The organism is Pseudomonas sp. B15(2017), assembly GCF_002113215.1.
Lineage (GTDB): Bacteria > Pseudomonadota > Gammaproteobacteria > Pseudomonadales > Pseudomonadaceae > Aquipseudomonas.
This window is the reverse complement of record NZ_NEJZ01000001.1, coordinates 25247-49039: the sequence shown is the minus strand read 5'-3', so window position 1 is coordinate 49039 and position 23793 is coordinate 25247. Positions and strand designations below refer to the sequence as shown.

The 23793-nt window shown below is 60.0% G+C and carries 22 protein-coding genes, 5 tRNA genes and 1 riboswitch; of the genes, 22 read left to right on the top strand and 5 right to left on the bottom strand.

Going from position 1 to position 23793, the window contains the following annotated elements; translation table 11 throughout:
• Window positions 1-183 precede the first annotated feature (183 nt).
• The 6 genes from aruF to astE all read left to right on the top strand — a co-directional run bounded on the left by aruF (window position 184) and on the right by astE (window position 6604).
• Window positions 184-1203: an arginine/ornithine succinyltransferase subunit alpha gene (gene aruF, locus CAF73_RS00255; protein ID WP_064598807.1), complete on the top strand. Its 1020-nt coding sequence runs from the start codon at window positions 184-186 to the stop codon at window positions 1201-1203.
• A gap of 51 nt (window positions 1204-1254) precedes the next feature.
• Window positions 1255-2280 carry an arginine N-succinyltransferase gene (gene astA / locus CAF73_RS00250; RefSeq protein ID WP_011335534.1) on the top strand — a complete coding sequence of 342 codons (1026 nt, stop codon included), beginning with the start codon at window positions 1255-1257 and terminating at the stop codon, window positions 2278-2280.
• Window positions 2277-3746, top strand: coding sequence for a succinylglutamate-semialdehyde dehydrogenase (gene astD, locus CAF73_RS00245; protein ID WP_176247697.1), 1470 nt, complete (start codon window positions 2277-2279; stop codon window positions 3744-3746). Before astA ends, astD begins: the two co-directional genes overlap by 4 nt.
• Before the next feature lie 138 nt (window positions 3747-3884).
• Window positions 3885-5231 carry an N-succinylarginine dihydrolase gene (astB, locus tag CAF73_RS00240; protein ID WP_085701588.1) on the top strand — a complete coding sequence of 449 codons (1347 nt, stop codon included), beginning with the start codon at window positions 3885-3887 and terminating at the stop codon, window positions 5229-5231.
• Between the two features lie 59 nt (window positions 5232-5290).
• Window positions 5291-5581, top strand: coding sequence for a topoisomerase II (locus tag CAF73_RS00235; RefSeq protein WP_085701587.1), 291 nt, complete (start codon window positions 5291-5293; stop codon window positions 5579-5581).
• Window positions 5582-5593: 12 nt separating this feature from the next.
• Window positions 5594-6604: a succinylglutamate desuccinylase gene (astE, locus tag CAF73_RS00230; RefSeq protein ID WP_007951052.1), complete on the top strand. Its 1011-nt coding sequence runs from the start codon at window positions 5594-5596 to the stop codon at window positions 6602-6604.
• 148 nt (window positions 6605-6752) lie between these two features.
• Here astE and CAF73_RS00225 read toward each other — a convergent pair whose 3' ends face one another.
• On the bottom strand, window positions 6753-7262 hold the full coding sequence (locus CAF73_RS00225) for a 6,7-dimethyl-8-ribityllumazine synthase (RefSeq protein WP_039772077.1): 510 nt from the start codon (window positions 7260-7262) through the stop codon (window positions 6753-6755).
• Window positions 7263-7364: 102 nt separating this feature from the next.
• Window positions 7365-7536, bottom strand: a riboswitch (FMN riboswitch).
• Window positions 7537-7733: 197 nt separating this feature from the next.
• Here CAF73_RS00225 and ltaE point away from each other — a divergent pair.
• From ltaE to CAF73_RS00185, 8 genes are all read left to right on the top strand, one after another.
• On the top strand, window positions 7734-8738 hold the full coding sequence (ltaE, locus tag CAF73_RS00220) for a low-specificity L-threonine aldolase (RefSeq protein WP_085701586.1): 1005 nt from the start codon (window positions 7734-7736) through the stop codon (window positions 8736-8738).
• 146 nt (window positions 8739-8884) lie between these two features.
• The gene (gene alaS / locus CAF73_RS00215; RefSeq protein WP_085683602.1) at window positions 8885-11509 is read left to right on the top strand and encodes an alanine--tRNA ligase; all 2625 of its coding nucleotides are present in this window, start codon (window positions 8885-8887) and stop codon (window positions 11507-11509) included.
• Window positions 11510-11599: 90 nt separating this feature from the next.
• A complete protein-coding gene (locus CAF73_RS00210; protein ID WP_007951048.1) occupies window positions 11600-12841 on the top strand; it encodes an aspartate kinase in 1242 nt (413 codons plus the stop codon).
• A 186-nt stretch (window positions 12842-13027) separates the two neighbouring features.
• Window positions 13028-13216, top strand: a complete 189-nt coding sequence (gene csrA, locus CAF73_RS00205) for a carbon storage regulator CsrA (RefSeq protein ID WP_002554426.1) — start codon at window positions 13028-13030, stop codon at window positions 13214-13216.
• Window positions 13217-13278: 62 nt separating this feature from the next.
• Window positions 13279-13369: transfer RNA gene (locus CAF73_RS00200), tRNA-Ser, on the top strand.
• Between the two features lie 107 nt (window positions 13370-13476).
• A tRNA-Arg gene (locus CAF73_RS00195) sits at window positions 13477-13553 on the top strand.
• Between the two features lie 72 nt (window positions 13554-13625).
• Window positions 13626-13702, top strand: a tRNA-Arg gene (locus tag CAF73_RS00190).
• A 72-nt stretch (window positions 13703-13774) separates the two neighbouring features.
• A tRNA-Arg gene (locus CAF73_RS00185) sits at window positions 13775-13851 on the top strand.
• 19 nt (window positions 13852-13870) lie between these two features.
• Here CAF73_RS00185 and CAF73_RS00180 read toward each other — a convergent pair.
• On the bottom strand, window positions 13871-14389 hold the full coding sequence (locus tag CAF73_RS00180) for a cell envelope protein SmpA (protein ID WP_085701585.1): 519 nt from the start codon (window positions 14387-14389) through the stop codon (window positions 13871-13873).
• A gap of 320 nt (window positions 14390-14709) precedes the next feature.
• Here CAF73_RS00180 and mgtE point away from each other — a divergent pair, with 320 nt between their 5' ends.
• Window positions 14710-16152, top strand: coding sequence for a magnesium transporter (gene mgtE / locus CAF73_RS00175; protein ID WP_011335525.1), 1443 nt, complete (start codon window positions 14710-14712; stop codon window positions 16150-16152).
• A gap of 114 nt (window positions 16153-16266) precedes the next feature.
• Here mgtE and CAF73_RS00170 read toward each other — a convergent pair whose 3' ends face one another.
• Window positions 16267-16593 (bottom strand): Arc family DNA-binding protein, encoded by a 327-nt coding sequence (locus CAF73_RS00170; RefSeq protein ID WP_003178899.1) that lies wholly within the window; start codon window positions 16591-16593, stop codon window positions 16267-16269.
• Between the two features lie 112 nt (window positions 16594-16705).
• Between CAF73_RS00170 and CAF73_RS30090 the strand changes: the two genes are divergently transcribed.
• Window positions 16706-16861 (top strand): hypothetical protein, encoded by a 156-nt coding sequence (locus CAF73_RS30090; protein WP_176247691.1) that lies wholly within the window; start codon window positions 16706-16708, stop codon window positions 16859-16861.
• Window positions 16862-16982: 121 nt separating this feature from the next.
• Window positions 16983-17552 (top strand): phosphonate metabolism protein/1,5-bisphosphokinase (PRPP-forming) PhnN, encoded by a 570-nt coding sequence (gene phnN / locus CAF73_RS00165; RefSeq protein WP_085701584.1) that lies wholly within the window; start codon window positions 16983-16985, stop codon window positions 17550-17552.
• Here the strand turns inward: phnN and CAF73_RS00160 are convergent.
• Together CAF73_RS00160 and CAF73_RS00155 are read right to left on the bottom strand one after the other, a co-directional pair.
• Complete coding sequence (locus tag CAF73_RS00160) at window positions 17527-17706, bottom strand: PA3371 family protein (protein ID WP_085701583.1); 180 nt, start codon at window positions 17704-17706, stop codon at window positions 17527-17529. The genes phnN and CAF73_RS00160 overlap by 26 nt on opposite strands.
• A 19-nt stretch (window positions 17707-17725) precedes the next feature.
• Window positions 17726-17953, bottom strand: a complete 228-nt coding sequence (locus CAF73_RS00155; RefSeq protein WP_085701582.1) for a hypothetical protein — start codon at window positions 17951-17953, stop codon at window positions 17726-17728.
• Window positions 17954-18237: 284 nt separating this feature from the next.
• Between CAF73_RS00155 and CAF73_RS00145 the strand changes: the two genes are divergently transcribed.
• The 5 genes from CAF73_RS00145 to CAF73_RS00125 all read left to right on the top strand — a co-directional run bounded on the left by CAF73_RS00145 (window position 18238) and on the right by CAF73_RS00125 (window position 23777).
• A tRNA-Arg gene (locus tag CAF73_RS00145) sits at window positions 18238-18314 on the top strand.
• A gap of 275 nt (window positions 18315-18589) precedes the next feature.
• Window positions 18590-20194, top strand: a complete 1605-nt coding sequence (locus CAF73_RS00140) for a tetratricopeptide repeat-containing response regulator (protein ID WP_085697072.1) — start codon at window positions 18590-18592, stop codon at window positions 20192-20194.
• Window positions 20191-20883, top strand: coding sequence for a sensor histidine kinase KdpD (locus tag CAF73_RS00135; RefSeq protein ID WP_007960318.1), 693 nt, complete (start codon window positions 20191-20193; stop codon window positions 20881-20883). The genes CAF73_RS00140 and CAF73_RS00135 overlap by 4 nt, the downstream gene beginning before the upstream one ends.
• A 219-nt stretch (window positions 20884-21102) precedes the next feature.
• On the top strand, window positions 21103-22344 hold the full coding sequence (locus tag CAF73_RS00130; RefSeq protein ID WP_176247696.1) for a glutamine synthetase family protein: 1242 nt from the start codon (window positions 21103-21105) through the stop codon (window positions 22342-22344).
• 68 nt (window positions 22345-22412) lie between these two features.
• On the top strand, window positions 22413-23777 hold the full coding sequence (locus CAF73_RS00125) for an MFS transporter (protein WP_085701580.1): 1365 nt from the start codon (window positions 22413-22415) through the stop codon (window positions 23775-23777).
• Window positions 23778-23793: the final 16 nt, after the last annotated feature.

Here is a 23793-nt window from a genome sequence, read left to right as displayed (position 1 = left end):
GAGCTTTCAGGCGCCGAACCCAATTTTGATGCCGGGCAAATCAAAGTGGGAGCGAGCTTGCTCGCGAATGCGGTGGGTCAGACAACCTGTTTGTCGACTAGTGAACCGCCTTCGCGAGCAAGCTCGCTCCCACAGTGTCCGGCGTTTTTTTACTGTGAATTTATAAGAGAAAGGAGTGACACCATGCTGGTGATGCGCCCCGCGCAAATGGCTGATCTGGGCGAGGTACAGCGTCTGGCTGCGGACAGCCCGATTGGTGTCACTTCCTTGCCGGATGACGTTGAACGCCTGAGCGACAAGATTGCCGCGAGCGAAGCCTCGTTTGCCGCCGAAGTGAGCTTCAACGGCGAAGAGAGTTATTTCTTTGTCCTCGAAGACACCGCCACCGGCAAGCTGGTGGGCTGCTCGGCGATCGTTGCGTCGGCCGGTTATTCCGAGCCGTTCTACAGTTTTCGCAACGAGACCTTCGTGCACGCCTCCCGCGAGCTGAAGATCCACAACAAGATCCACGTGCTCTCGCAATGCCACGACCTGACCGGCAACAGCTTGCTGACCAGTTTCTATGTGCAGCGCGAGCTGGTGGGTTCGCCGTGGGCCGAACTCAACTCCCGTGGCCGTCTGCTGTTCGTTGCCAGCCATCCGGAGCGTTTCGCCGATTCGGTGGTGACCGAGATCGTCGGTTACAGCGACGAGAACGGCGACTCGCCATTCTGGGACGCCATCGGTCGTAACTTCTTCGACCTGAACTACGCCGAGGCCGAGCGTCTGTGTGGCCTGAAAAGCCGCACGTTCCTCGCCGAACTGATGCCGCATTACCCGATCTACGTGCCGTTGCTGCCGGACTCCGCTCAGGAAGCGATGGGCCAGGTGCACCCGCGTGCGCAGATCACCTTCGACATCCTGATGCGCGAAGGCTTTGAGACCGATCACTACATCGACATCTTCGACGGTGGCCCGACCCTGCATGCGCGGGTTTCGGGGATCCGTTCGATTGCCCAGAGCCGTGTGGTGCCGGTGAAGCTCGGCGAGCCGGTCAAAGGTGCCGGGCGCCAGTATCTGGTAGCCAATGCCCAGTTGCAGGATTACCGCGCGGTACTGCTGGAACTGGATTACGCGCCGGGCAAACCGGTGACCCTGGATCTGGAAGCGGCCGAAGCCCTGGGCGTCGGTGAAGGTGCCAGCGTGCGCCTGGTGGCGGTTTAACGCCTTAGCGAGTTTCACGGGTGGCCACGGCGGCCCGTTTGAGGAGATAGCATGATTGTTCGCCCCGTACGCAGCAGCGATTTGTCCGCTCTGATCGACCTGGCCCGCAGCACCGGCACCGGCCTGACCACCTTGCCGGCCAACGAAGAGCGCCTGACTCACCGGGTCGGCTGGGCCGAGAAGACCTTTCGCGGTGAAGCCGGTCGTGGCGACGCGGACTACCTGTTCGTGCTCGAAGACGACAACGGTCGCGTGGTGGGTATTTCCGCCATCGCCGGCGCTGTCGGTCTGCGCGAGCCGTGGTACAACTTTCGCGTCGGCCTGACCGTCAGCGCCTCGCAGGAACTGAACATCTATCGCGAGATCCCGACGCTGTTCCTGGCCAACGATCTGACCGGCAACTCCGAGCTGTGCTCGCTGTTCCTGCACGCCGATTACCGCACCGGCCTCAACGGCCGCATGCTGTCCAAGGCGCGGATGCTGTTCATCGCCGAATTCCCTGAATTGTTCGGCAACAAGATCATCGCCGAGATGCGCGGCGTGTCGGATGACGCCGGCCGTTCGCCGTTCTGGGAAAGCCTGGGCCGTCACTTCTTCAAGATGGAATTCAGCCAGGCCGATTACCTGACCGGCGTCGGCAACAAGGCGTTCATCGCTGAACTGATGCCGAAATTCCCGCTGTACACCTGCTTCCTGTCGCCGGACGCGCGCAATGTCATCGGCCAGGTTCACCCGGACACCGAGCCTGCGCTGGCGATGCTCAAGAGCGAAGGCTTCAGCTATCAGGGTTACGTCGACATCTTCGACGCCGGCCCGGCCATCGAGTGCGAGACCAGCAAGATCCGCGCGGTGCGTGACAGCGAAGCGCTGGTGCTGGCCATCGGCACGCCGGGCGACGATGCCACGCCGTTCATCATCCATAACCGCAAACGCGAAGACTGCCGCATCACGGCTGCGCCGGCCCGTCTGGCCGCCGGTACGCTGGTGGTCGATCCGCTGACCGCCAAACGTCTTCAACTCAACGCTGGCGATCAGGTTCGCGCCGTGGCGTTGTCCGCTGCACGGGAGTCGAAATAATGAATTCGCTATACATCGCAGGTGAGTGGCTGGCCGGTCAGGGCGAGGCCTTTCAATCGCTGAACCCGGTGACCCAGCAAGTGCTGTGGTCGGGGGAGGGCGCCACCGCCGCTCAGGTCGAGTCGGCCGTGCAGGCTGCGCGTCAGGCGTTCCCGGGCTGGGCCCGTCGTACCCTGGAAGATCGCATCAGCGTGCTCGAGGCGTTCGCCGCCGCGCTGAAAAAACACGCCGACGAACTGGCCCGCACCATCGGTGAGGAAACCGGCAAACCGCTGTGGGAAGCCGCGACCGAAGTCACCAGCATGGTCAACAAGATCGCGATCTCGGTGCAGAGCTACCGCGAACGTACCGGCGAGAAGAGCGGCCCGTTGGGCGACGCCACCGCCGTGTTGCGCCACAAGCCGCATGGCGTGGTCGCGGTGTTCGGCCCTTACAACTTCCCTGGCCACTTGCCGAACGGCCATATCGTGCCGGCGCTGCTGGCCGGTAACAGCGTGCTGTTCAAGCCCAGCGAGCTGACCCCGAAAGTCGCCGAACTGACGGTCAAGTGCTGGATCGAGGCCGGTCTGCCGGCCGGCGTGCTGAACCTGCTGCAAGGTGCCCGCGAAACCGGTATCGCACTGGCGGCAAACCCGGGCATCGACGGTCTGTTTTTCACCGGCTCGAGCCGTACCGGCAATCACCTGCACCAGCAGTTCGCCGGTCGTCCGGACAAGATCCTCGCGCTGGAAATGGGCGGCAACAACCCGCTGGTGGTCGATCAGGTCGCCGACCTCGACGCAGCGGTCTACACGATCATTCAGTCAGCATTCATTTCCGCCGGTCAGCGCTGCACCTGCGCCCGTCGTCTGCTGGTGCCGCAAGGCGCGTGGGGCGACAGCCTGCTCAAGCGTCTGGTGGAAGTCAGCTCGACCATCGAGGTCGGTGCTTTCGATCAGCAACCGGCGCCGTTCATGGGCTCGGTGGTTTCCCTCGGCGCGGCAAAAGCGTTGATGGATGCCCAGGCGCATCTGCTGGCCAACGGCGCGGTGTCGCTGCTGGCAATGACGCAGCCACAGGCGCAGTCGGCGCTGCTGACCCCCGGCATCGTTGATGTGACGGCGGTTGCCGAGCGCTCCGATGAAGAACTGTTCGGCCCGCTGTTGCAGGTGATCCGCTATGCCGACTTCGCGGCGGCGATTGCCGAAGCCAATAACACCGCGTTTGGCCTGGCCGCCGGCCTCCTGTCGGATTCCGAAGAGCGCTACCAGCAGTTCTGGCTGGAAAGCCGTGCCGGGATCGTCAACTGGAACAAGCAATTGACCGGTGCTGCCAGCAGCGCACCGTTCGGCGGTGTCGGCGCTTCGGGCAACCACCGAGCCAGCGCCTACTACGCGGCGGATTACTGCGCGTACCCGGTGGCCTCGCTCGAAACCCCGAGCCTGGTGTTGCCGGCGGCCCTGACGCCTGGCGTGAAGATGGCGTGATGCCCATCGCCGGCAAGCCAGCTCCCACAAGGACGATGAGATCCCTGTGGGAGCGAGCTTGCTCGCGAAGGCCGCGACTCGGTCTTATTGAATTGTTACCCGATGCCTATAACAACAGATTCTCGTGGAGCCTCGCTGATGAAATCCTATGAAGTCAATTTTGACGGTCTAGTGGGGCCGACCCATAACTACGGTGGTCTGTCCTACGGCAACGTTGCGTCCCAGAGCAACAGCCAGCAATCCTCGAACCCGAAGGAAGCGGCGCTGCAAGGTCTGGCAAAAATGAAAGCGCTGATGGAAATGGGCTTTCAGCAGGGCGTCCTCGCACCACAGGAGCGTCCGGACGTGGCTGCCTTGCGCCGTCTGGGTTTCAGCGGCACCGACGCTCAGGTGATCGAGCGCGCTGCAAAAGAAGCGATGCCGCTGCTGGTCGCCAGTTGCTCGGCGTCGAGCATGTGGGTGGCCAACGCCGCTACGGTCAGCCCGAGCGCCGACACCGCTGACGGTCGCGTGCACTTCACCGCCGCCAACCTGAACTGCAAATACCACCGCAGCATCGAGCACCCGACCACCAGTCGCGTGCTGGGCGCGATGTTCGCCAACCAGCAACACTTCGCTCACCACGCCGCGTTGCCGGCGGTGGCGCAGTTCGGCGACGAAGGCGCAGCCAACCACACGCGTTTCTGCCGTGAGTACGGCGAGGCTGGCGTTGAGTTCTTCGTGTTCGGTCGCAGTGCGTTCGACACCCGCTACCCGGCACCGCAGAAATACCCGGCGCGCCAGACCCTCGAAGCGTCGCAAGCGGTTGCCCGTCTGCACGGCCTGCGTGACGACGGCGTGGTCTACGCGCAGCAGAACCCGGCGGTGATCGATCAGGGCGTGTTCCACAACGACGTGATCGCGGTGGGCAACGGCGAGGTGCTGTTCTATCACGAGGACGCGTTCCTCGACACCGATCAGATGCTGGCCGAACTGCAAGCCAAACTGGCCAAGGTCGGCGGCAACTTCCAGTCGGTCTGCGTGCCGCGTTCGGCGGTCACTGTGGACGATGCGGTGCGTTCCTACCTGTTCAACAGCCAGTTGCTGTCGCGTCCTGACGGTTCGATGCTGTTGATCGTGCCGGAAGAGTGCCGTGGCAACGAGCGCGTGTGGAATTACCTGCAAGGCCTGATCAGCTCCGGCGGCCTGATCCGCGAAGTGAAAGTCTTCGACCTCAAGCAAAGCATGCAAAACGGTGGTGGCCCGGCGTGCCTGCGACTGCGCGTCGCGCTCAACGAAACCGAGCTGGCGGCCGTCAACCCAGGGGTTATCATGACCGCCCCGTTGTACGGTTCGTTGACCGCATGGGTTGAAAAGCACTACCGCGACCGCCTGACCGAAAGTGATCTGGCGGATCCGCAATTGCTGCTTGAATGCCGGACGGCACTGGATGAACTGACGCAAATCCTTAAACTGGGCGCGGTTTATCCATTCCAGATCAATTGATGACCGGTGCGCCGCCTCGTCGCGGCGCACGGTTTCATCTCCCCAAGAGAGCGTAAAACATGAGCGATTCCCTGCAGCTGATCCTTGAAGACACTGACGGCACGCAACTGCAAACTTCCTGCACCCGCGTCGCGGTCATGTGGCAAGGCAAAGAGCTGTGGATCCAGCAGGACGGCCGCGGCCAACTGCTGATCGGCGTGGACGTCGAAGAGGGCGACGAAGAGTACGCCAACCTGCTGTTGCGTCCATTGGCGACTAATCTGGTAAGTCTGCAACTGGAGATGGAACCGGCTGACCTCGGCGACGAGGACGGCCACGTGCACGGCCCGGATTGCAATCACGACCACTAAGGAAACCGCTCTATGCTCGCCCTCGGCAAACTGCTTGAACTGACCCTCGCCGGCCGTGAACCGGCGGAGAAGACTCAACTGACTGTCGAAGGCGTGCGCATGCGCTGGTTGAGCGAGGGTGCGCTGGAAGTCCGGCCACCCGAAGCGCGCGACAATGGCCTGGACCTGCTGTTGTCGGCAGGCATCCACGGCAACGAAACGGCACCGATCGAATTGCTCGACCGGCTGCTGCATGACATCGCTCGCGGCGACCTGAAGCCGCGCGCACGCATTCTGTTCCTGTTCGGCAACCCGGAAGCGATTCGCAAGGGCGAGCGTTTCGTAGAGCAGGATGTCAATCGACTGTTCAATGGCCGTCACGAACAAAGCAGCGGCTCCGAAGCCCTGCGCGCCTGCGAGCTGGAACGTCTGGCGGCAAGTTTCTTCAGTCTTCCTGATCGTCAGCGTCTGCACTACGACCTGCACACCGCGATTCGTGGTTCGAAGATCGAGCAGTTCGCTTTGTATCCGTGGAAGGAAGGTCGCCAGCATTCCCGTCTCGAGCTGGCCCGCCTGCGCGCCGCCGGCATGGAAGCGGTGCTGTTGCAGAACAAACCGTCGATCGTGTTCAGCTCCTACACCTACGACAAGCTGGGTGCAGAGTCCTTCACGCTGGAGCTGGGCAAGGCGCGGCCGTTCGGACAGAACGCCGGGGTCAATGTGTCGCTGCTGGAAACCCGTCTGAAGCAGATCATCGAAGGCACTGAGCCTGAGATGGCCGAGCAGGGCCTGGACGGTCTGCAACTGTTCAGCGTGGCGCGGGAAATCATCAAGCACAGCGATGCGTTCCGCCTGAACCTGCCGGCGGACATCGAAAACTTTTCGGAACTGGATGTGGGTTATGTGCTGGCCGAAGACCTGGCCAATACCCGCTGGATCATCGAAGAGCAGGGCGCGCGGATCATTTTCCCCAATCCCAAGGTCAAGAACGGCCTGCGGGCGGGCATCCTGATCGTGCCGACCACTGACGAAAATCTTGCCTGATGATCGTCTTACTAGATGACTGATCGTTCCCACGCTCTGCGTGGGAATGCCTTAATGGACGCTCTGCGTCCGCTTTAGGGACGCGGAGCGTCCCGGGCAGCATTCCCACGCAGAGCGTGGGAACATCATGGCAGTTTTTTTATGATGCTTAGACCGCAACAGCGCGCGGCTCGGTGCGGCGCAACGCACGCACTTTCTGCAGCGTATCGGCGCAGGTCTTCGCCGCTTCCTGACCCTTGTGCACGAAATGCTCGAAGAAGAATTTCTGGTGTTCTTCGCCGGCATGGAAGTGGTGCGGGGTCAGCGACACCGAGAACACCGGCACTTCGGTTTCCAGCTGAACCTGCATCAGGCCGCTGACCACCGACTGGGCAACGAACTCGTGACGGTAAATTCCGCCGTCCACCACCAGGGCGGCGGCAACGATACCGGCATAACGACCGGTCTTGGCCAGCAGCTTGGCGTGCAGAGGCATTTCAAAGGCGCCGCCGACTTCGAAGAAATCGATGTCCGATTCCTGATATCCCTGAGCGATCATTTCGGCGAGGAAGCCCTTGCGGCTCTGGTCGACGATTTCCTTGTGCCAGCAGGCCTGGATGAACGCGACGCGCTCGCCGTGAGGGTGTTTGCTTTTGCTGTCGATAGCGGTGGGTTGCATGTTCTGACTCCTGTTTGTGTGAAAAACAGGGCGTTATGAATCGAAAGGGATTCAAGGGTACGCACGCTCGCACGAATACGGCGGACGGCCCTTTGGCGTCAATCCCGTTCTCTCTTCATCCGGACTGTGACCGTCGGCCCCGGAATCACACCGGGTCTGCTGACCTTGCCGCCGCTCACGGCATTTGCCGTGTACGTCACCAAGCGCTCGCGGGCTATGCGCATTGCGCGCAATTACCGCCGGTGGGGAATTGCACCCCGCCCTGAGAACGTTTCGCTGCCCTTTATCGGGCGGCGCAGCGTTTTTAACACAGATTTCCGGGCAGTGCATTGCGCCTTTGTGATGATTGCCATCGAGTTTTTCGAAGCACACAAACGACTTTTCCTTGCTCAAGGGTTGATTAATCCGCGCCATGCCCGCAGTAATTCGTCTTCGTAAAGGGATTTCCCCTGCTGACCAGAGGCCAGGTTCATGAGCGTTATCGATCTTCGCAGCGACACCGTCACCCAACCGACTCCCGCCATGCTCGATGCGATGACTCGCGCCGATACCGGCGACGACGTGTATGGCGAAGATCCGACGGTCAATCGTCTGGAGACCGAACTGGCAAAACGGCTGGGTTTTGCTGCGGCGCTGTTCGTCCCGACCGGCACCATGAGCAACCTGCTGGGGTTGATGGCGCACTGCGAGCGCGGCGACGAATACATCGTCGGTCAACAGGCGCACACCTATAAGTACGAGGGCGGCGGCGCGGCGGTGCTCGGCTCGATCCAGCCGCAGCCGCTGGAAGTGCAGGCCGATGGCTCGCTGGACCTGGATCAGGTGGCAGCGGCGATCAAGCCTGACGACTTCCACTTTGCCCGCACCCGTCTGCTGGCGCTGGAAAACACCATGCAAGGCAAAGTGTTGCCGATGGAGTATCTGGCCCGTGCCCGTCAGTTCACTCAGAGCCATGGCCTTCAGCTGCATCTGGACGGCGCGCGGCTGTACAACGCGGCGGTCAAGCTCGGGGTCGATGCCCGGGAAATCACCCAGTATTTCGATTCGGTCTCGGTGTGCCTGTCCAAAGGCCTCGGCGCGCCGGTCGGTTCGGTGCTGTGCGGTTCGTCGGCGTTGATTGCAAAGGCCCGGCGTCTGCGCAAAATGGTCGGTGGCGGCATGCGTCAGGCCGGATTGCTGGCGGCGGCGGGGCTGTATGCGCTGGATCACAACGTCGAGCGTCTGGCGGATGACCATGCCAACGCGCAGTTGCTGGCCGAAGGCTTGCGCGAGGCCGGTTTCAGTGTCGAGCCGGTGCAGACCAACATGGTTTACGTGCAGATGGGTGATCGTGCCCATGCGATCAAGGCATTCGCTGCCGAGCGCGGGATCAAATTGAGCGCTGCCGCGCGGCTGCGAATGGTCACGCACATGGACGTCAACCGCGCGCAAATCGAGCAAGTGGTCGCGACATTCGTCGAGTTTTCGCGCAAGTGACAGCGTTAGCCACCCAATTGACCGTTTCTATCGTATAAACACGCTGTACCCCGCGCGCAGGGCCGATATAATGCGGCCCTTTGCCGTCGTTTCGTCTGTTGACGTTTCGTACAGGCCTTTGGCCGCAGCCTCCGTGGAAGAACCTAATGAAAAGCGCAGAAATCCGTGAAGCCTTCCTTCGCTTCTTCGAAGAGCAAGGCCACACCCGTGTAGCCTCCAGCTCTTTGATTCCGGGCAACGACCCAACCCTGCTGTTCACCAACGCGGGGATGAACCAGTTCAAGGACTGCTTCCTGGGCCAGGAAAAGCGCGCGTACACCCGCGCCGTCTCCAGCCAGAAATGCGTGCGCGCCGGCGGCAAGCACAACGACCTGGAAAACGTCGGTTACACCGCCCGTCACCACACCTTCTTCGAAATGCTGGGTAACTTCAGCTTCGGCGACTACTTCAAGCGTGATGCCATCACCTACGCCTGGAACTTCCTGACCTCCGAGAAGTGGCTGAACCTGCCGAAGGAAAAGCTGTGGGTCACCGTCTACGCCAGCGATGACGAGGCCTACGACATCTGGACCAAGGAAGTCGGTGTGCCGGCCGAGCGCATGGTGCGCATCGGCGACAACAAAGGCGCGCCATACGCGTCCGACAACTTCTGGACCATGGGCGATACCGGCCCGTGCGGTCCTTGCACCGAGATTTTCTACGATCACGGCGCCGACATCTGGGGCGGCCCGCCGGGCTCGCCGGAAGAAGACGGCGACCGCTACATCGAAATCTGGAACAACGTGTTCATGCAGTTCAACCGCACCGCCGATGGCGTGTTGCACCCGCTGCCAGCCCCGTCGGTGGACACCGGCATGGGCCTTGAGCGGATCAGTGCCGTGCTGCAGCACGTTCACTCGAACTATGAAATCGACCTGTTCCAGAGCCTGCTGGCCGCTTCGGCCAAGGCCATCGGTTGCAGCAACGACAATCAGGCGTCGCTGAAAGTCGTGGCTGACCACATCCGTTCCTGCGGCTTCCTGATTGCCGACGGCGTGCTGCCGTCCAACGAAGGTCGCGGCTACGTGCTGCGCCGGATCATTCGTCGCGCTTGCCGTCACGGCAACAAGCTGGGCGCCAAGGGCAGCTTCTTCTACCAGATCGTTGCCGCACTCGTGGCCGAGATGGGCGATGCCTTCCCTGAGCTGAAATCCCAACAGGCGCACATCGAGCGCGTACTGAAAGCCGAAGAAGAGCAATTCGCCAAGACCCTGGAGCAGGGCCTGAAGATCCTTGAGCAGGATCTGGCCGAGCTCAAAGGTGACGTGGTTCCGGGCGACGTGGTGTTCAAACTCTACGACACCTACGGTTTCCCGATGGACCTGACCGCGGACATCGCCCGCGAGCGCAGCCTGACCATCGACGAAGCCGGTTTCGAGCGTGAAATGGAAGCCCAGCGCGTCCGTGCCCGCTCCGCCAGCTCGTTCGGCCTGGATTACAACAGCCTGGTCAAGGTTGACGTGGACACTGAGTTCACCGGTTATCACGCCACCAGCGGTTCGGCGAAAGTCGTTGCCCTCTATAAAGACGGTCAGTCCGTAGATGTCTTGAGCGAAGGGCAGGAAGGCGTTGTGGTTCTGAACCAGACGCCTTTCTACGCCGAATCCGGCGGCCAGGTTGGCGATTGCGGTTACCTGCAGGCCGGCAACAGCCGTTTCGACGTGCGCGACACCACCAAGACCGGCGGCGCGTTCCTGCACCACGGCGTGCTGGCGTCGGGCAGCCTGATCGTTGGGGCGCCGGTGGAAACCCACGTCGAAGCCGACGTGCGTCACGCCACTTCGCTCAACCACTCGGCTACTCACTTGCTGCACGCTGCGTTGCGCAAAGTGCTGGGCGATCACGTTCAACAGAAAGGTTCGTTGGTCGACAGTCAGCGCCTGCGCTTCGACTTCAGCCACTTTGAAGCCATCAAGCCGGAGCAGATCAAGGCGCTGGAAGACATCGTCAACGCCGAGATCCGCAAGAACTCCGCCGTTGAAACCGAAGAAACCGACATCGAAACCGCCAAGCAGAAAGGCGCGATGGCGCTGTTCGGCGAGAAGTACGGCGACAATGTGCGCGTGCTGAGCATGGGCGGTGATTTCTCCGTCGAGCTGTGCGGCGGTATCCACGCCAACCGTACCGGCGACATCGGTCTGCTGAAAATCATCAGCGAAGGCGGTGTGGCATCGGGCGTGCGTCGTATCGAAGCCGTCACCGGCGCAGCGGCTCTGGCTTACTTGAACGCTGCTGAAGAACAACTCAAGGAAGCGGCCAGCCTGGTCAAGGGCAGCCGCGACAACCTGATCGACAAGCTGTCGGCTGTGCTGGAGCGCAACCGCGCGCTTGAAAAGCAGCTCGAGCAGTTGCAGGCCAAGGCCGCCGCCGCTGCAGGCGACGATCTGTCGGCCTCGGCCGTGGACGTCAAGGGCGTGAAAGTGCTGGCCGTGCGCCTGGATGGTCAGGACGGCAAGGCGCTGCTGGCGCTGGTCGATCAGCTGAAAAACAAACTCGGCCGCGCAGTGATCCTGCTCGGCAGTGTCCATGAGGAAAAGGTCGTACTGGTTGCAGGCGTAACCAAGGACCTGACTGGCCAACTCAAAGCCGGTGATTTGATGAAACAGGCTGCTGCGGCAGTGGGCGGTAAGGGCGGTGGTCGTCCGGACATGGCGCAGGGCGGCGGTGTCGACGCCGGCGCACTGGATGGCGCTCTGGCGCTGACCGTTCCATTCGTCGAGCAGGGTTTATAAGACGGCCCGTCGGGCCCGCAGTCTAGTGGCGGGCCGGGCGGCTGTTTGAGTGATTATTGGGCGCCCTTCATGGGCAGAGGCGGCTTTGAAATGGCTTTGATCGTACAGAAATTTGGAGGCACCTCGGTCGGCACTGTCGAGAGAATCGAGCAGGTCGCCGACAAGGTTAAGAAATTCCGCGATGCCGGCGATGACCTGGTGGTTGTGCTGTCTGCAATGAGCGGCGAAACCAACCGTCTGATCGATCTGGCCAAGCAAATCAGTGGCGAAGATCAACCGGTTCCCCGTGAACTGGATGTGATCGTTTCCACCGGTGAGCAGGTGACGATCGCCCTGTTGGCCATGGCGTTGATCAAGCGCGGTGTGCCGGCGGTGTCCTACACCGGCAACCAGGTGCGGATCCTGACGGACAGCGCGCACAATAAAGCGCGTATCTTGCAGATTGATGATCAGAAGATTCGCGGCGACCTGAAGGCCGGTCGCGTGGTTGTGGTCGCCGGTTTCCAGGGCGTCGACGAACACGGCAACATCACGACCCTGGGTCGTGGCGGTTCCGACACCACCGGCGTGGCGCTGGCCGCTGCGCTGAAGGCTGACGAGTGCCAGATTTACACCGACGTCGATGGTGTCTACACCACTGACCCGCGCGTGGTGTCCGTTGCTCAGCGTCTGGACAAGATCACCTTCGAAGAGATGCTGGAAATGGCCAGCCTCGGTTCCAAGGTGTTGCAGATCCGCGCGGTGGAGTTCGCCGGCAAGTACAACGTTCCGCTGCGCGTACTGCACAGCTTCAAGGAGGGTCCGGGCACCCTCATTACTATTGATGAAGAGGAAACCATGGAACAGCCGATCATTTCCGGCATCGCTTTCAACCGCGATGAAGCCAAGCTGACCATCCGTGGCGTGCCAGACACCCCGGGCGTGGCGTTCAAGATTCTCGGCCCGATCAGTGCCGCGAACATCGAAGTCGACATGATCGTGCAGAACGTCGCGCACGATAACACCACCGACTTCACCTTCACCGTACACCGCAACGACTACCAGTCCGCGCAGACCGTGCTGGAAAACACCGCTCGCGAGATCGGTGCCCGTGAAGTGGTTGGCGACACCAAGATTGCCAAGGTCTCGATCGTCGGTGTCGGCATGCGCTCCCACGCAGGCGTGGCCAGCCGCATGTTCGAATCCCTGGCAAAGGAAAGCATCAACATCCAGATGATCTCGACCTCGGAAATCAAGGTTTCCGTGGTGATCGAAGAGAAGTACCTGGAACTGGCCGTGCGCGCCCTGCACACGGCTTTCGAACTCGACGCTCCGGCCCGTCAGGGCGAGTGATGCGTTGTCTGAAGGGCGCGGTCTGACCGCGCCCTTTATTTTTTGAATGGCGTGAGCCCTTAACTGTTCTTTTGCTCGCGCTGGTCAATACTCAGGCATGTAGGGCTACGATCGCTCCGGTTGTAGGTCGGGTGCCTTTTTTTTGCAGACTGTTGTCCCTGAAATGATTCGCGTGAGGAGAAAGGTATGCTGATTCTGACTCGTCGGTGCGCAGAAAGCCTGATTATCGGTGATGGCGAAATCACCGTGACCGTGCTCGGCGTTAAAGGAAATCAAGTGCGTATCGGCGTCAATGCCCCGAAAGAGGTGGCCGTGCACCGTGAAGAAATCTATCTGCGTATAAAGAAAGAGAAGGACGAAGAACCAAGCCATTAATTTTTATCGATTTTTATGTTTGCAAACGGGGAAGAAGGTGGTTAATATACGCCCCGTGTTGCGGAGAGCTGGCCGAGTGGCCGAAGGCGCTCCCCTGCTAAGGGAGTACACCTCAAAAGGGTGTCGGGGGTTCGAATCCCCCGTTCTCCGCCATTATTTGCTTAGTACGTTGTAATCTGGCTTCTTCTGTAAGTTATTGAAATTTATAGAAAAAGTGGTTGGAATAGAGATTAGACGGGCTATAATGCGGCGCAACAAATGCACTCGTAGCTCAGCTGGATAGAGTACTCGGCTACGAACCGAGCGGTCACAGGTTCGAATCCTGTCGAGTGCACCATTTAAGAGTTAGTTGCAGCGATGTAAATGACTCGGCTTCAACCAGTTGTGATCTGGTCTAAAAACACAAATTGCACTCGTAGCTCAGCTGGATAGAGTACTCGGCTACGAACCGAGCGGTCACAGGTTCGAATCCTGTCGAGTGCACCATTTAAGAGTCGGTTGCAGCAATGCAGATGACTTGGTTACAGCCAGTTGTGGTCTGGTCTAAAAACACAAATTGCACTCGTAGCTCAGCTGGATAGAGTACTCGGCTACGAACCGAGCGGTCACAGGTTCGAATCCTGTCGAGTGCACCATATATCGAAAAGCCCGCGTTTAACGCGGGCTTTTTGCTGTCCGGGATTTGGCTTTTCCCGTCACGCATCCTTTTTCATCAAAATCGATTTGAGCACTGCGCCCTCGCTTGAGGTCGTAACGATAGCTTGTTGCCGAATTGCGGATATTTACCTTGTCGGGTTTGCCCAGAGCGCTCTCAACGTCCTGCTGGCTCATGCCGGCGATGATTCGTTGATTGATGATCGCCTCGCGTTTCTGTCGTGCGTCGATCAGATCTCCACATTTGTCGTGAGTGCGCCCGACGACGGTCATTTCTCGTTTTCTGATATTCATGCCCGATATTTCTTCGTGACGGGCTTCGGGTATCAGTGCCACGGTCGAACCAGGCGAGTAGGGTCGTACTTCCTGCAATGAAAGGTGTTCATCGTTCGCACAGGTCAGCGTCGTGAATGTGACGCTACCATCAGAAGCTTCGCAGCGATGAAGTGTGGTTGCGCTCCCGATGGCGGGCAGGCAGAGCAGGGTGGTCAGCATGAGTCGGGATGTTTTCGATGGCATTCGGCGTCCTCCGTGACGATCCTCTTCAAGCGTAGCCGGCAGTTTTTTCACCGCCGGTGTGTTTTCTTTTCAGAATGAGTCGTCGCAGTCTGAAGGATCAGGACAGCGCTCAGCTTTGTCTCGCAAGCGCTTGTTTCAGACACGATTTTTTAACGTTTAAAACCGTCATGCGGTGTATCATTGCGCCCGTCAGCCCCGCCGGGGCTTATGGAAAACCTCCATGGACTTACCCAGTAGTTATTCAGTAGCCCGTTTCACCAATCATGAATTGACTGATTGATCCTTCCGGCGTGCCCCGCTGCTGGGAGTGGAGTTCGCCTATGTCCGAAATCGAAGTAAAGAAAACACAGGAAAGCCTGCAGGATCGCCTGGCTCAGGTCGTCGAGCTGCTGCAGCGCCAGCGGGTCGTCGAAGACCTGACTCATCGCCAGGAAGGCCCGCATCATGACCGGGTCGAGAACCTGGTCCACCGGCAAAACCTCGTCGAGCTGCAACGCAAACTCGATGATCTGCACTCCGCCGACGTCGCCTACATTCTTGAAGCCCTGCCGCTCGACGATCGTCTGACGCTCTGGCAACTGGTCAAGGCCGACCGCGACGGCGACATTCTTCTCGAAGTATCCGATTCTGTCCGTGAAACGCTGATCGCCGACATGGACGATCACGAGCTCCTGGCTGCGGCCAAGGACATGGATGCCGACGAACTTGCTGACTTGGCCTCCGAGCTGCCGCGAGACGTCGTCCATGAGCTGATGGAGACTCTGGATCAGCAACAACGCGAGCGTGTGCGTTCGGCTCTCTCCTACGACGAGGAGCAGGTCGGTGCGCTGATGGACTTCGAGATGGTGACCATCCGTGAGGATGTCAGTCTCGAAGTGGTGCTGCGTTACCTGCGTCGACTGAAAGAGCTGCCGGGCCATACCGACAAGCTCTTTGTGGTCGACTACGACGGCGTGCTCAAGGGCGTGCTGCCGATCAAGCGTTTGCTGGTCAATGACCCGGAGAAACAGGTTTCCGAAGTCATGGCGAGTGACCCGGTGAGTTTTCACCCGGACGAAGACGCCTACGACGCCGCTCAGGCGTTCGAACGTTATGACCTGATCTCGGCCCCGGTGGTCGATAAGAACGGCAAGCTGATCGGCCGTCTGACCATCGACGAAATGGTCGACCTGATTCGTGAGGAGAGCGAAAGCGAAGTCCTCAACATGGCGGGTCTGCGTGAAGAGGAAGACATCTTCGCCTCCGTCTGGAAGTCTTTGCGCAACCGTTGGGCGTGGCTGGCGATCAACCTGATCACGGCGTTCGTCGCATCGCGTGTGATCGGCCTGTTCGAAGGTTCGATCGAAAAGCTGGTGGCCCTGGCGGCGCTGATGCCGATCGTAGCGGGTATTGGTGGTAACTCCGGCAACCAGACAATCACCATGATTGTTCGTGCCATGGCGCTTGATCAGGTCAGCACCGGCAACACCTCACGCCTGATGCGCAAAGAGCTGGCCGTCGCGTTGATCAACGGCCTGGTCTGGGGTGGGGTGATCGGTGTGGTCGCCTACATGCTGTACGGCAGTTGGTCATTGGGTGTGGTGATGACGGCTGCCATGACGTTGAACCTTTTGCTGGCGGCGCTGATGGGGGTGTTGATCCCGATGACGCTGGCGAAGATGGGCCGCGATCCGGCGATGGGCGCCAGCGTGATGATTACGGCCATGACCGACAGTGGTGGTTTTTTCATCTTCCTGGGATTGGCGACGATCTTCCTGCTCTGACCGACTGCATTGAAACAGCCTGCCGATTGGCGGGCTTTTTTTCGTCCCTGAAAAGCTCAAATTACGGGCAAAAAAAAGCCAGCATTCATGCTGGCTTGAGATGTTCGGTTTGACTCAGGATGCGTCTGCGGCCATTTCGGCGTCGTGGGCGATCAGAGAAACCAGCGCGTTCTGCTGGCGATGGGAGAGTTGGCGGAAGCGTTGCAGCAACTCGCGTTCGTGCAGCGACAGCTCCGGGCTGTCCAGGCGCATGCTCAGCTCTTCGCCCAGTGCGCCTTCCTGAATAAGACTCTGCTCAAGGCGCGCAATGATCTCGGAGTTCATGCTGCGATGATGATTGCGAGCCACCTCGGCAATGCGTTCACGCATTCCGTCTGGCAGACGTACGACGAACTTGTCAGCCGTACGGCTGGAATAAATTGCCTGTTTCAATGGGCGCATATATTTAACCGGTTAGTTCAGGGGAGCGGTTCTCGGGATTGGCCGCAGGATGTGTGGTAGGACAAGCATCCGCGCCAAATGGTTCAACCTGAATTGTTAAGAGGCGCGCATCATGCCTCAAAATTGCCAGATCATTGGCGTCAATTCTGTGACAAATATTGATCCGGGTAAAGGCGTAATGCCAGCACCAATTATCAGAAATGCGGACTGGTTTGAAAAGAAAGCTTCGGCCCGTATCGCTGACCGCGTCCTGAAGCATGTCGACTGATGCCCGAAGGAGGCAGAACGTGCATGCTATGCGGGTTGAATCGTTGTTCCTTACCTTTTACAGGATAGTGGCAAATGGCCGATTTACTAGGGGCAAGTGCCCGTCGGAGGGCGTTTTCAGGATGGATGGCAGGCTGATTTACCTCATGGGGCCTTCCGGTTCCGGCAAGGACAGTCTGATCGAGGCTGCGCGTGAACCCTTGCGGGCGTTGAACTGCGAAATCATGCGACGAGTGATCACCCGTTCGGCCGAATCCGTTGGCGAGGATGCGATCGGCGTGACGCCGCAGGAGTTCGAGCAACGTCAGCGCGCCGGCGATTTTTCGCTGGCGTGGGAGGCCAACGGTCTCGCCTACGGGATTCCAGTGGAAATGGATCAATGGTTGAAAGCCGGTAAACACGTCCTGGTGAACGGCTCTCGGGCGAACCTTCGGCAAGCGCAGCAAAGCTATCCGACGCTGGTGCCGGTGTTGCTGACGGTTCAAGATGATGTCCTGCGTGAGCGCCTGCTCCGGCGTGGCCGGGAGACGCGTGAGCAGATTGATGCGCGGCTGGCCCGCAACACGTTGTTCAAGCAGAGGCGTTCAACCGACAGCCCTGTGCACCTGATCGATAACTCGGGCGACCTGGCCGACGCGGTCAATCATTTGCTGGAGCTGGTCAGGTTTAGCGTAATACCGGATCAAACTTGATCTTGCGCCCGGCCACCAGCGCCAGTACGAACAGTGCCGAAAACACGCCGCAAGCGATCAGGGGCAGGGATATTTCGGTTTCCTCGAAGAGCGAAAAATGCCCGAGGCCACTCAATAAGGCGAGGATCAGAAACCCCGCAGCTGACTTGGACATGCTGTACTCCTGAAGATATTCAAAAAACCAGACGTTCAGTCGAATGCGCCGGCAACGCCTGTTCAGACTCGCTGACCGCTTGCGGGGCGAAGCTCTGATCGCTCAACACCGCCCATTGCGGCGCCTTCTGCACTTGCAGGTAATGCGGCATGCGCCCGGCCACTTTCTCGTTGTCCTCGGGGACGAAGTGAAAGCCCACCAGGACGGCCAGTGCGATTGCGTTTGCGAACACGAGGGCGCTGTTCATGAGACGAGTCTCCGACTGTTCTTGTATAAGAACCGGTAAAGCAGCCGTCGTGCCAATAGTCTAACTGCTGTTAAGTCCTTTAAAAACAAGCATTTAGAAGAGTTTTTCGGAGAGGGTGCATTGCAATCTGCAATGATGGCTTTCTGCGTTGATGCAAATTGCACGGTAAAACGTCCGGCACCCTTGCAGGGCGCCTGCCTACACTTAAAAAGCCCTGCGGACGACATGACAAATCAGGGCCTGGCCGTTAACATGCACGCCGTCTGTCGCACCGGCAGTCCTGTGTCCCAGTAGCTCAATTGGATAGAGCATCCCCCTCCTAAGGGGAAGGTTGGCAGTTCGAACCTGCCCTGGGACACCATCTATTGAAAAGCCCCGAGCAGAGTAATCTGGCGGGGCTTTTTGCTGCTTGGAAAAGTCATGGAACGTCTCGGCGCCTTCCTCAGTTTTGCCAATCGATGTGCCGACCCCTGTACAACGAATCTTGAACCCTCGCTTCAAGAGAACCGCTGATCCGGCCGATAACCCGTTCGGTGACTTCAGAGTCGCGCGAAATCGCTTGATAGCATTTGGCCGGCAGCTATCATCTGCGCGCCTGGAAATGGACCATCTTCTTCAATTGCCTGGAAATCCTCGATGCTGTCGTATCACCAAAAGAGTTTTCTGATCGTCGATGATTTCTCGGATTTCCGCAGTTCCGTGCGTTCGATGTTGCGCGAGTTGGGCGTCAAGGATGTGGACACCGCCGACACCGGTGAGCAGGCGCTGAAAATGTGTGCGCAGAAGTCCTACGATTTCATCCTCCAGGACTTCCACCTCGGCGACGGCAAGAAGAACGGTCAGCAGGTGCTGGAAGACCTGATGATGGAGAAGCTGATCAGCCACGAAGCGGTGTTCGTGATGGTGACGGCCGAAACCAGTCAGGCGATGGTGCTCAGTGCTCTGGAGCACGAGCCCGACGCGTATCTGACCAAGCCGTTCAACCGCTCTGGCCTGGCTCAGCGCCTGGAGCGTCTGGAGCAGCGCAAGACGTTGCTCAAGCCGATTCTGCAAGCCCTCGACCGTGGCAAACCGGTCGAGGTGCTCAACGCCTGTATCGCCCTGTGCAAGCAGGACATCCGTTATTCGCCGCTGTGCCTGCGCTATCGCGCAGATGCGTTGCGCGACATGAACCAGAACGAAGCGCTCGAGCGCCTTTACGACAGCATCATCGCCGACCGGCCGTTGCCGTGGGCCTTTGCCGGGTTGGGCAAGTTGCTGTTCAAGCGCGGGCAGGTCAGTCAGGCCAAGGGCGTTTACGAAAAAGCCCTGAAGGTCTTTCCGATGATGCCAGCGCTGTATGACGGGATGGCCGACGTGCTGGTCGCCGAGGGCGATACCAAAGGCGCGCAGCAAGTGCTGGAGGAGGCGATTCGTCTGTCGCCGCTCGCGGTGCGTCGTCAGGCGTTGCTGGGCAAGCTGGCGATGGCCAACGAAGATTTCGACACCGCCTCCCGGGCTTATCGCCAGGCGGTGAATCAGGGCGCGCAATCGCGGTTCAAGGATCCGGAAAGCAATCTAGGCCTGGCGCACGCGCTGATCAGCAAGGGTAGCGAGCGCGGGCTCGATACCCGTACGCGTCTTGAGATCAACACCACTCTCAGCGCAGTGGCCAAGGAAAACCCGACCGATCCGGGCCTGCAAATTCGCGCGCGCCTGATGAAGGCCACCAGCCTGTTGCTCAACGATGCCGAGACCGCCGAAAAACTCACCGAACAAGCGCTGATGCGCCTCGACGGCATGGAGCAGTTCATGAGCCCCGAGGCTGCGTTGCTGGTGGCCAAGCAATTGCAGATGCTCGGTCAGGCCGAGGCGGGCACGTCGATGCTCAAGAGTTGCGCGGAGATCTACGGCGATGACCCGGCGGTGATGAAAGACATCGCCAAGCTCACCGATGACCCGACTATTCTCAGCTCAAGTAATGCGGCCGCCGACCTCAACCGTCAGGGCGTGCGCGTGTACAAGACCGGCAACCTGGTGGAGGCCCGCGAGGTGTTCCGCAAGGCGCTGAAGATGCAACCGAAGAACATCAGTATTGCGCTGAACATGGCCCAGTCGCTGCTGCACGGCACCGACACCAGTGTGCCGTCGGCGGAGCTGGAAGAATGTCGGGCCTGCCTGAAACTGGTGGGCATGATGCCCGATACCGACGCGCGTTATCCGCGTTATCAGAAGCTGAAAAGCAAGGCGTTTGGCGAATGAACCAAGACGAGCAGGCACTGGATTTTTCCACGGTGATTGCCTCCACCGTGCACGACATGAAGAACTCTCTGGCGATGCTGATGCAGGCCCATAGCCAATGGCTGGCGCGTCTGCCCGAGGCGCAGCGCCAAGGGGCGGAGCAGGGCGTGATCGACTTCGAGTTCGCTCACCTCAACGGCATGCTGGTGCAGTTGCTCGGACTGTACAAGCTCGGGGTCAACCAGATGCCGTTGCAGCCGGCCTATCACGAGCTGGACGATTTCATCGAGGCGCAACTGGCGGCGCATCAGGAAGTGTTCGCCAGCCGTGGAATCATCGCCACTTACGAAGTCGATCCGCTCAGTCCCCTGGGTTTTTTCGACCGCGAACTGATCGCCTCAGTGCTGGGCAACTGCATCAACAACGCGATCCGCTACGCCCGTGAATCGCTGCTGATCACCGTCAGCGACGAGGCCGGGCAACTGGTGCTGAGCATCAATGACGACGGCGACGGTTATCCGGCCGAAATGCTCGAGCGCCAGTCCGATTACGTGCAGGGCATCAACCACAGCAGTGGCAGCACTGGCCTTGGTCTGTACTTCGCCGGGCGCATCGCTGCGCTGCATCAGCGCAACGGTGTGGGTGGCCGGACCGAGATCCGTAATGGCGGCCCGTTGGGCGGCGGCGTGTTCAGTATTTACCTGCCCTGAATCACGGATTCATCGACCGGAATTCTTTTTGTTGGCTGCTGCTTGATATTCCGAACAGCCGAAGCCTATTTTGTCCGGGTCGCCGTTCGCGGCTCGCACAATAACAAGGATTGCGTCATGACAACCGATGGCCAGCGTTCACTCGCGCAGCGATTGACGGGCATTGATGAGATTGAATGTGTCACGCCGGATTTGAACGGCGTGCCACGTGGCAAGGTAATGACCGCCGAGGGCTTCCTCGAAGGGCGGCGTTTGCAGTTGGCCCGGGGGGTGCTGCTGCAATGCATCATGGGTGGTTATCCCGCCGCCAGATTCTATGGCAGCGATGACGGTGACCTGGCGCTGGTGGCTGATCCGGCGCAGATCCATCCGTTGCCATGGAGTGACGAACCACGGGCCTTTGCCATCTGTGATGCCGACGAGCTGACCGGCGAGAGCTCCAACCTGTCGACCCGTGGCCAGCTCAAGAAAGTCATTGCCCGCTACGCATCCCTTGGTCTGGCGCCGGTGGTGGCGACCGAACTCGAATTCTTTGTGTTCGCACCGAACACCGACCCGACCCAACCGTTCCAGCCGCCAGTCGGCCGCGACGGTCGTCGCGAGGACGGCCACTCGGCGTTCAGTGTCAGCTCCAACAACGGCCTGCGACCGTTCTTCAGTGAAGTCTATAAATGCATGGCGGCCCTCGGTCTGCCGCGCGATACCTTCATGCACGAAATGGGCGTCAGCCAGTTCGAGATCAACCTGCTGCACGGCGATCCGCTGCTGCTGGCCGACCAGACCTTCCTGTTCAAGCACCTGCTCAAGGAAGTCGCGCTCAAGCACGGTCTGACCGTGGTGTGCATGGCCAAACCATTGGCGCACACGCCGGGCAGTTCGATGCACATTCACCAGAGCATCGTCGAAATCGGCAGCGGCAAGAATGTGTTCAGCGACGCGGACGGTCAGCCGACCGCAATGTTTCGCCACTTCATCGGCGGGCAGCAGGCGGGTATGGCTGATTTCACCGCGCTGTTTGCGCCGAACGTCAATTCGTACCAGCGTCTGTGCCATCCGTTTGCATCGCCGAATAACGCCTGCTGGTCCCACGACAACCGCGCCGCCGGTCTGCGTATTCCGGCCAGTTCGCCGGTCGCGCGCCGGGTCGAGAATCGCTTGCCGGGCGCTGATGCCAATCCGTATCTGGCGATTGCCGCGAGCCTGGCCGCCGGTTTGTACGGCATCGAGCATGAGCTTGAGCCAAGCGAAGCGATTCAGGGCGAGTTCGAAGTCCCGGACCATCTTTCGCTGCCGTGTACCTTGCACGCGGCGCTCGAACGTCTCAAGCGCAGTCAGCTGGCCAAGGAACTGTTCGGCACGGAGTTCATCGAAGGCTACGTCGCTTCGAAGACCATGGAGTTGACCAGTTTCTTTGATGAAATCACTCCCTGGGAACGCCGTGTTCTAGCTGCCCAGGCCTGACGAAATGTCGCCGTCGGGCTATCGTTTGATAGCCCGATACTTACCGCAAGGAGCCGCTCGGAACGCCGATGCGCCAAATCTGGAAATCCTTTCGAGCGCTGTATTTCGCCTCGCTGATGATGTTGATCGGCTCGGGCCTTCTTTCTACTTATCTGGCGTTGCGTCTGGCGGCCGACCATGTCGACGGGTTGTGGGTCGGTGCGCTGATGGCGGCCAACTATTTCGGTCTGGTGCTGGGCGGCAAGATCGGTCACCGCTTGATTGCCCGGGTCGGGCATATCCGTGCCTACTCGGCGTGTGCCGGGATCGTCGGCGCGGCGGTGCTCGGTCATGGTCTGGTGGACTGGCTGCCGGCCTGGCTGGTGCTGCGGACCATCGTTGGCCTCGGCATGATGTGCCAATACATGGTCATCGAGAGCTGGCTGAACGAGCAGGCTGACGCCAATCAGCGCGGTCTGGTGTTCAGCGGCTACATGATCGCGTCGTATCTGGGGTTGGTGCTCGGTCAGCTGATTCTGGTCATGCACCCGGGCCTTGGCCTGGAACTGCTGATGCTGGTCGCGCTGTGCTTCGCCCTGTGTCTGGTGCCGGTGGCGCTGACCCGGCGGATTCACCCGGCGCCGTTGCATCCGGCGCCGATGGAGCCGCGTTTCTTTATCAAGCGTGTGCCGCAGTCGCTGAGCACCGTGCTCGGGGCCGGGCTGATCATTGGTTCGTTTTACGGTCTGGCGCCGCTGTATGCCTCGCAGCAGGGGTTGTCGACCGAACAGGTCGGTCTGTTCATGGGTAGCTGCATTTTTGCCGGGCTGGTGGTGCAGTGGCCGTTGGGCTGGTTGTCGGATCGTTATGACCGGGCCTTGCTGATTCGCTGCTTTGCGCTGTTTCTGGCAGTCGCTGCATTACCGCTGGCGATCCTGCCGCAGGTGCCGCTGGAGGTGCTGTTCGTGGTCGGCTTCCTCTGCTCGCTGGTGCAGTTCTGCCTGTACCCGTTGGCGGTGGCGTTCTCCAATGACCATGTCGAAGGCGAGCGCCGGGTGTCGCTGACGGCGATGTTGCTGGTGACCTACGGCGTGGGTGCCAGTGTCGGGCCGCTGGCGGCCGGGGTGCTGATGAAGCTGTTCGGGCCGCAGAGCCTGTACGCGTTCTTCACCTTTTTCGCGCTGGTGCTGGTGTGGCGGATCCGGCCGAAAGCCGTGACCAATCTGCATCAGGTCGACGATGCGCCGCTGCATCACGTGGCGATGCCGGACAGCATGTCCAGTTCGCCGCTGGTGGCTGCGCTTGACCCGCGGGTAGACGAGCAGGTGGTGCAGGAGCAGATGCAGAATACGGTCGCTCCTGAACCGGAGCCGGAACCTGAGCCGGAACCTGTCACGCCAACCGACTCGACAGTCGAGGGCGAAGGGCCGGACATCAGCCCCGCCAGGCCTTGATCCGGGCATAAAAAAA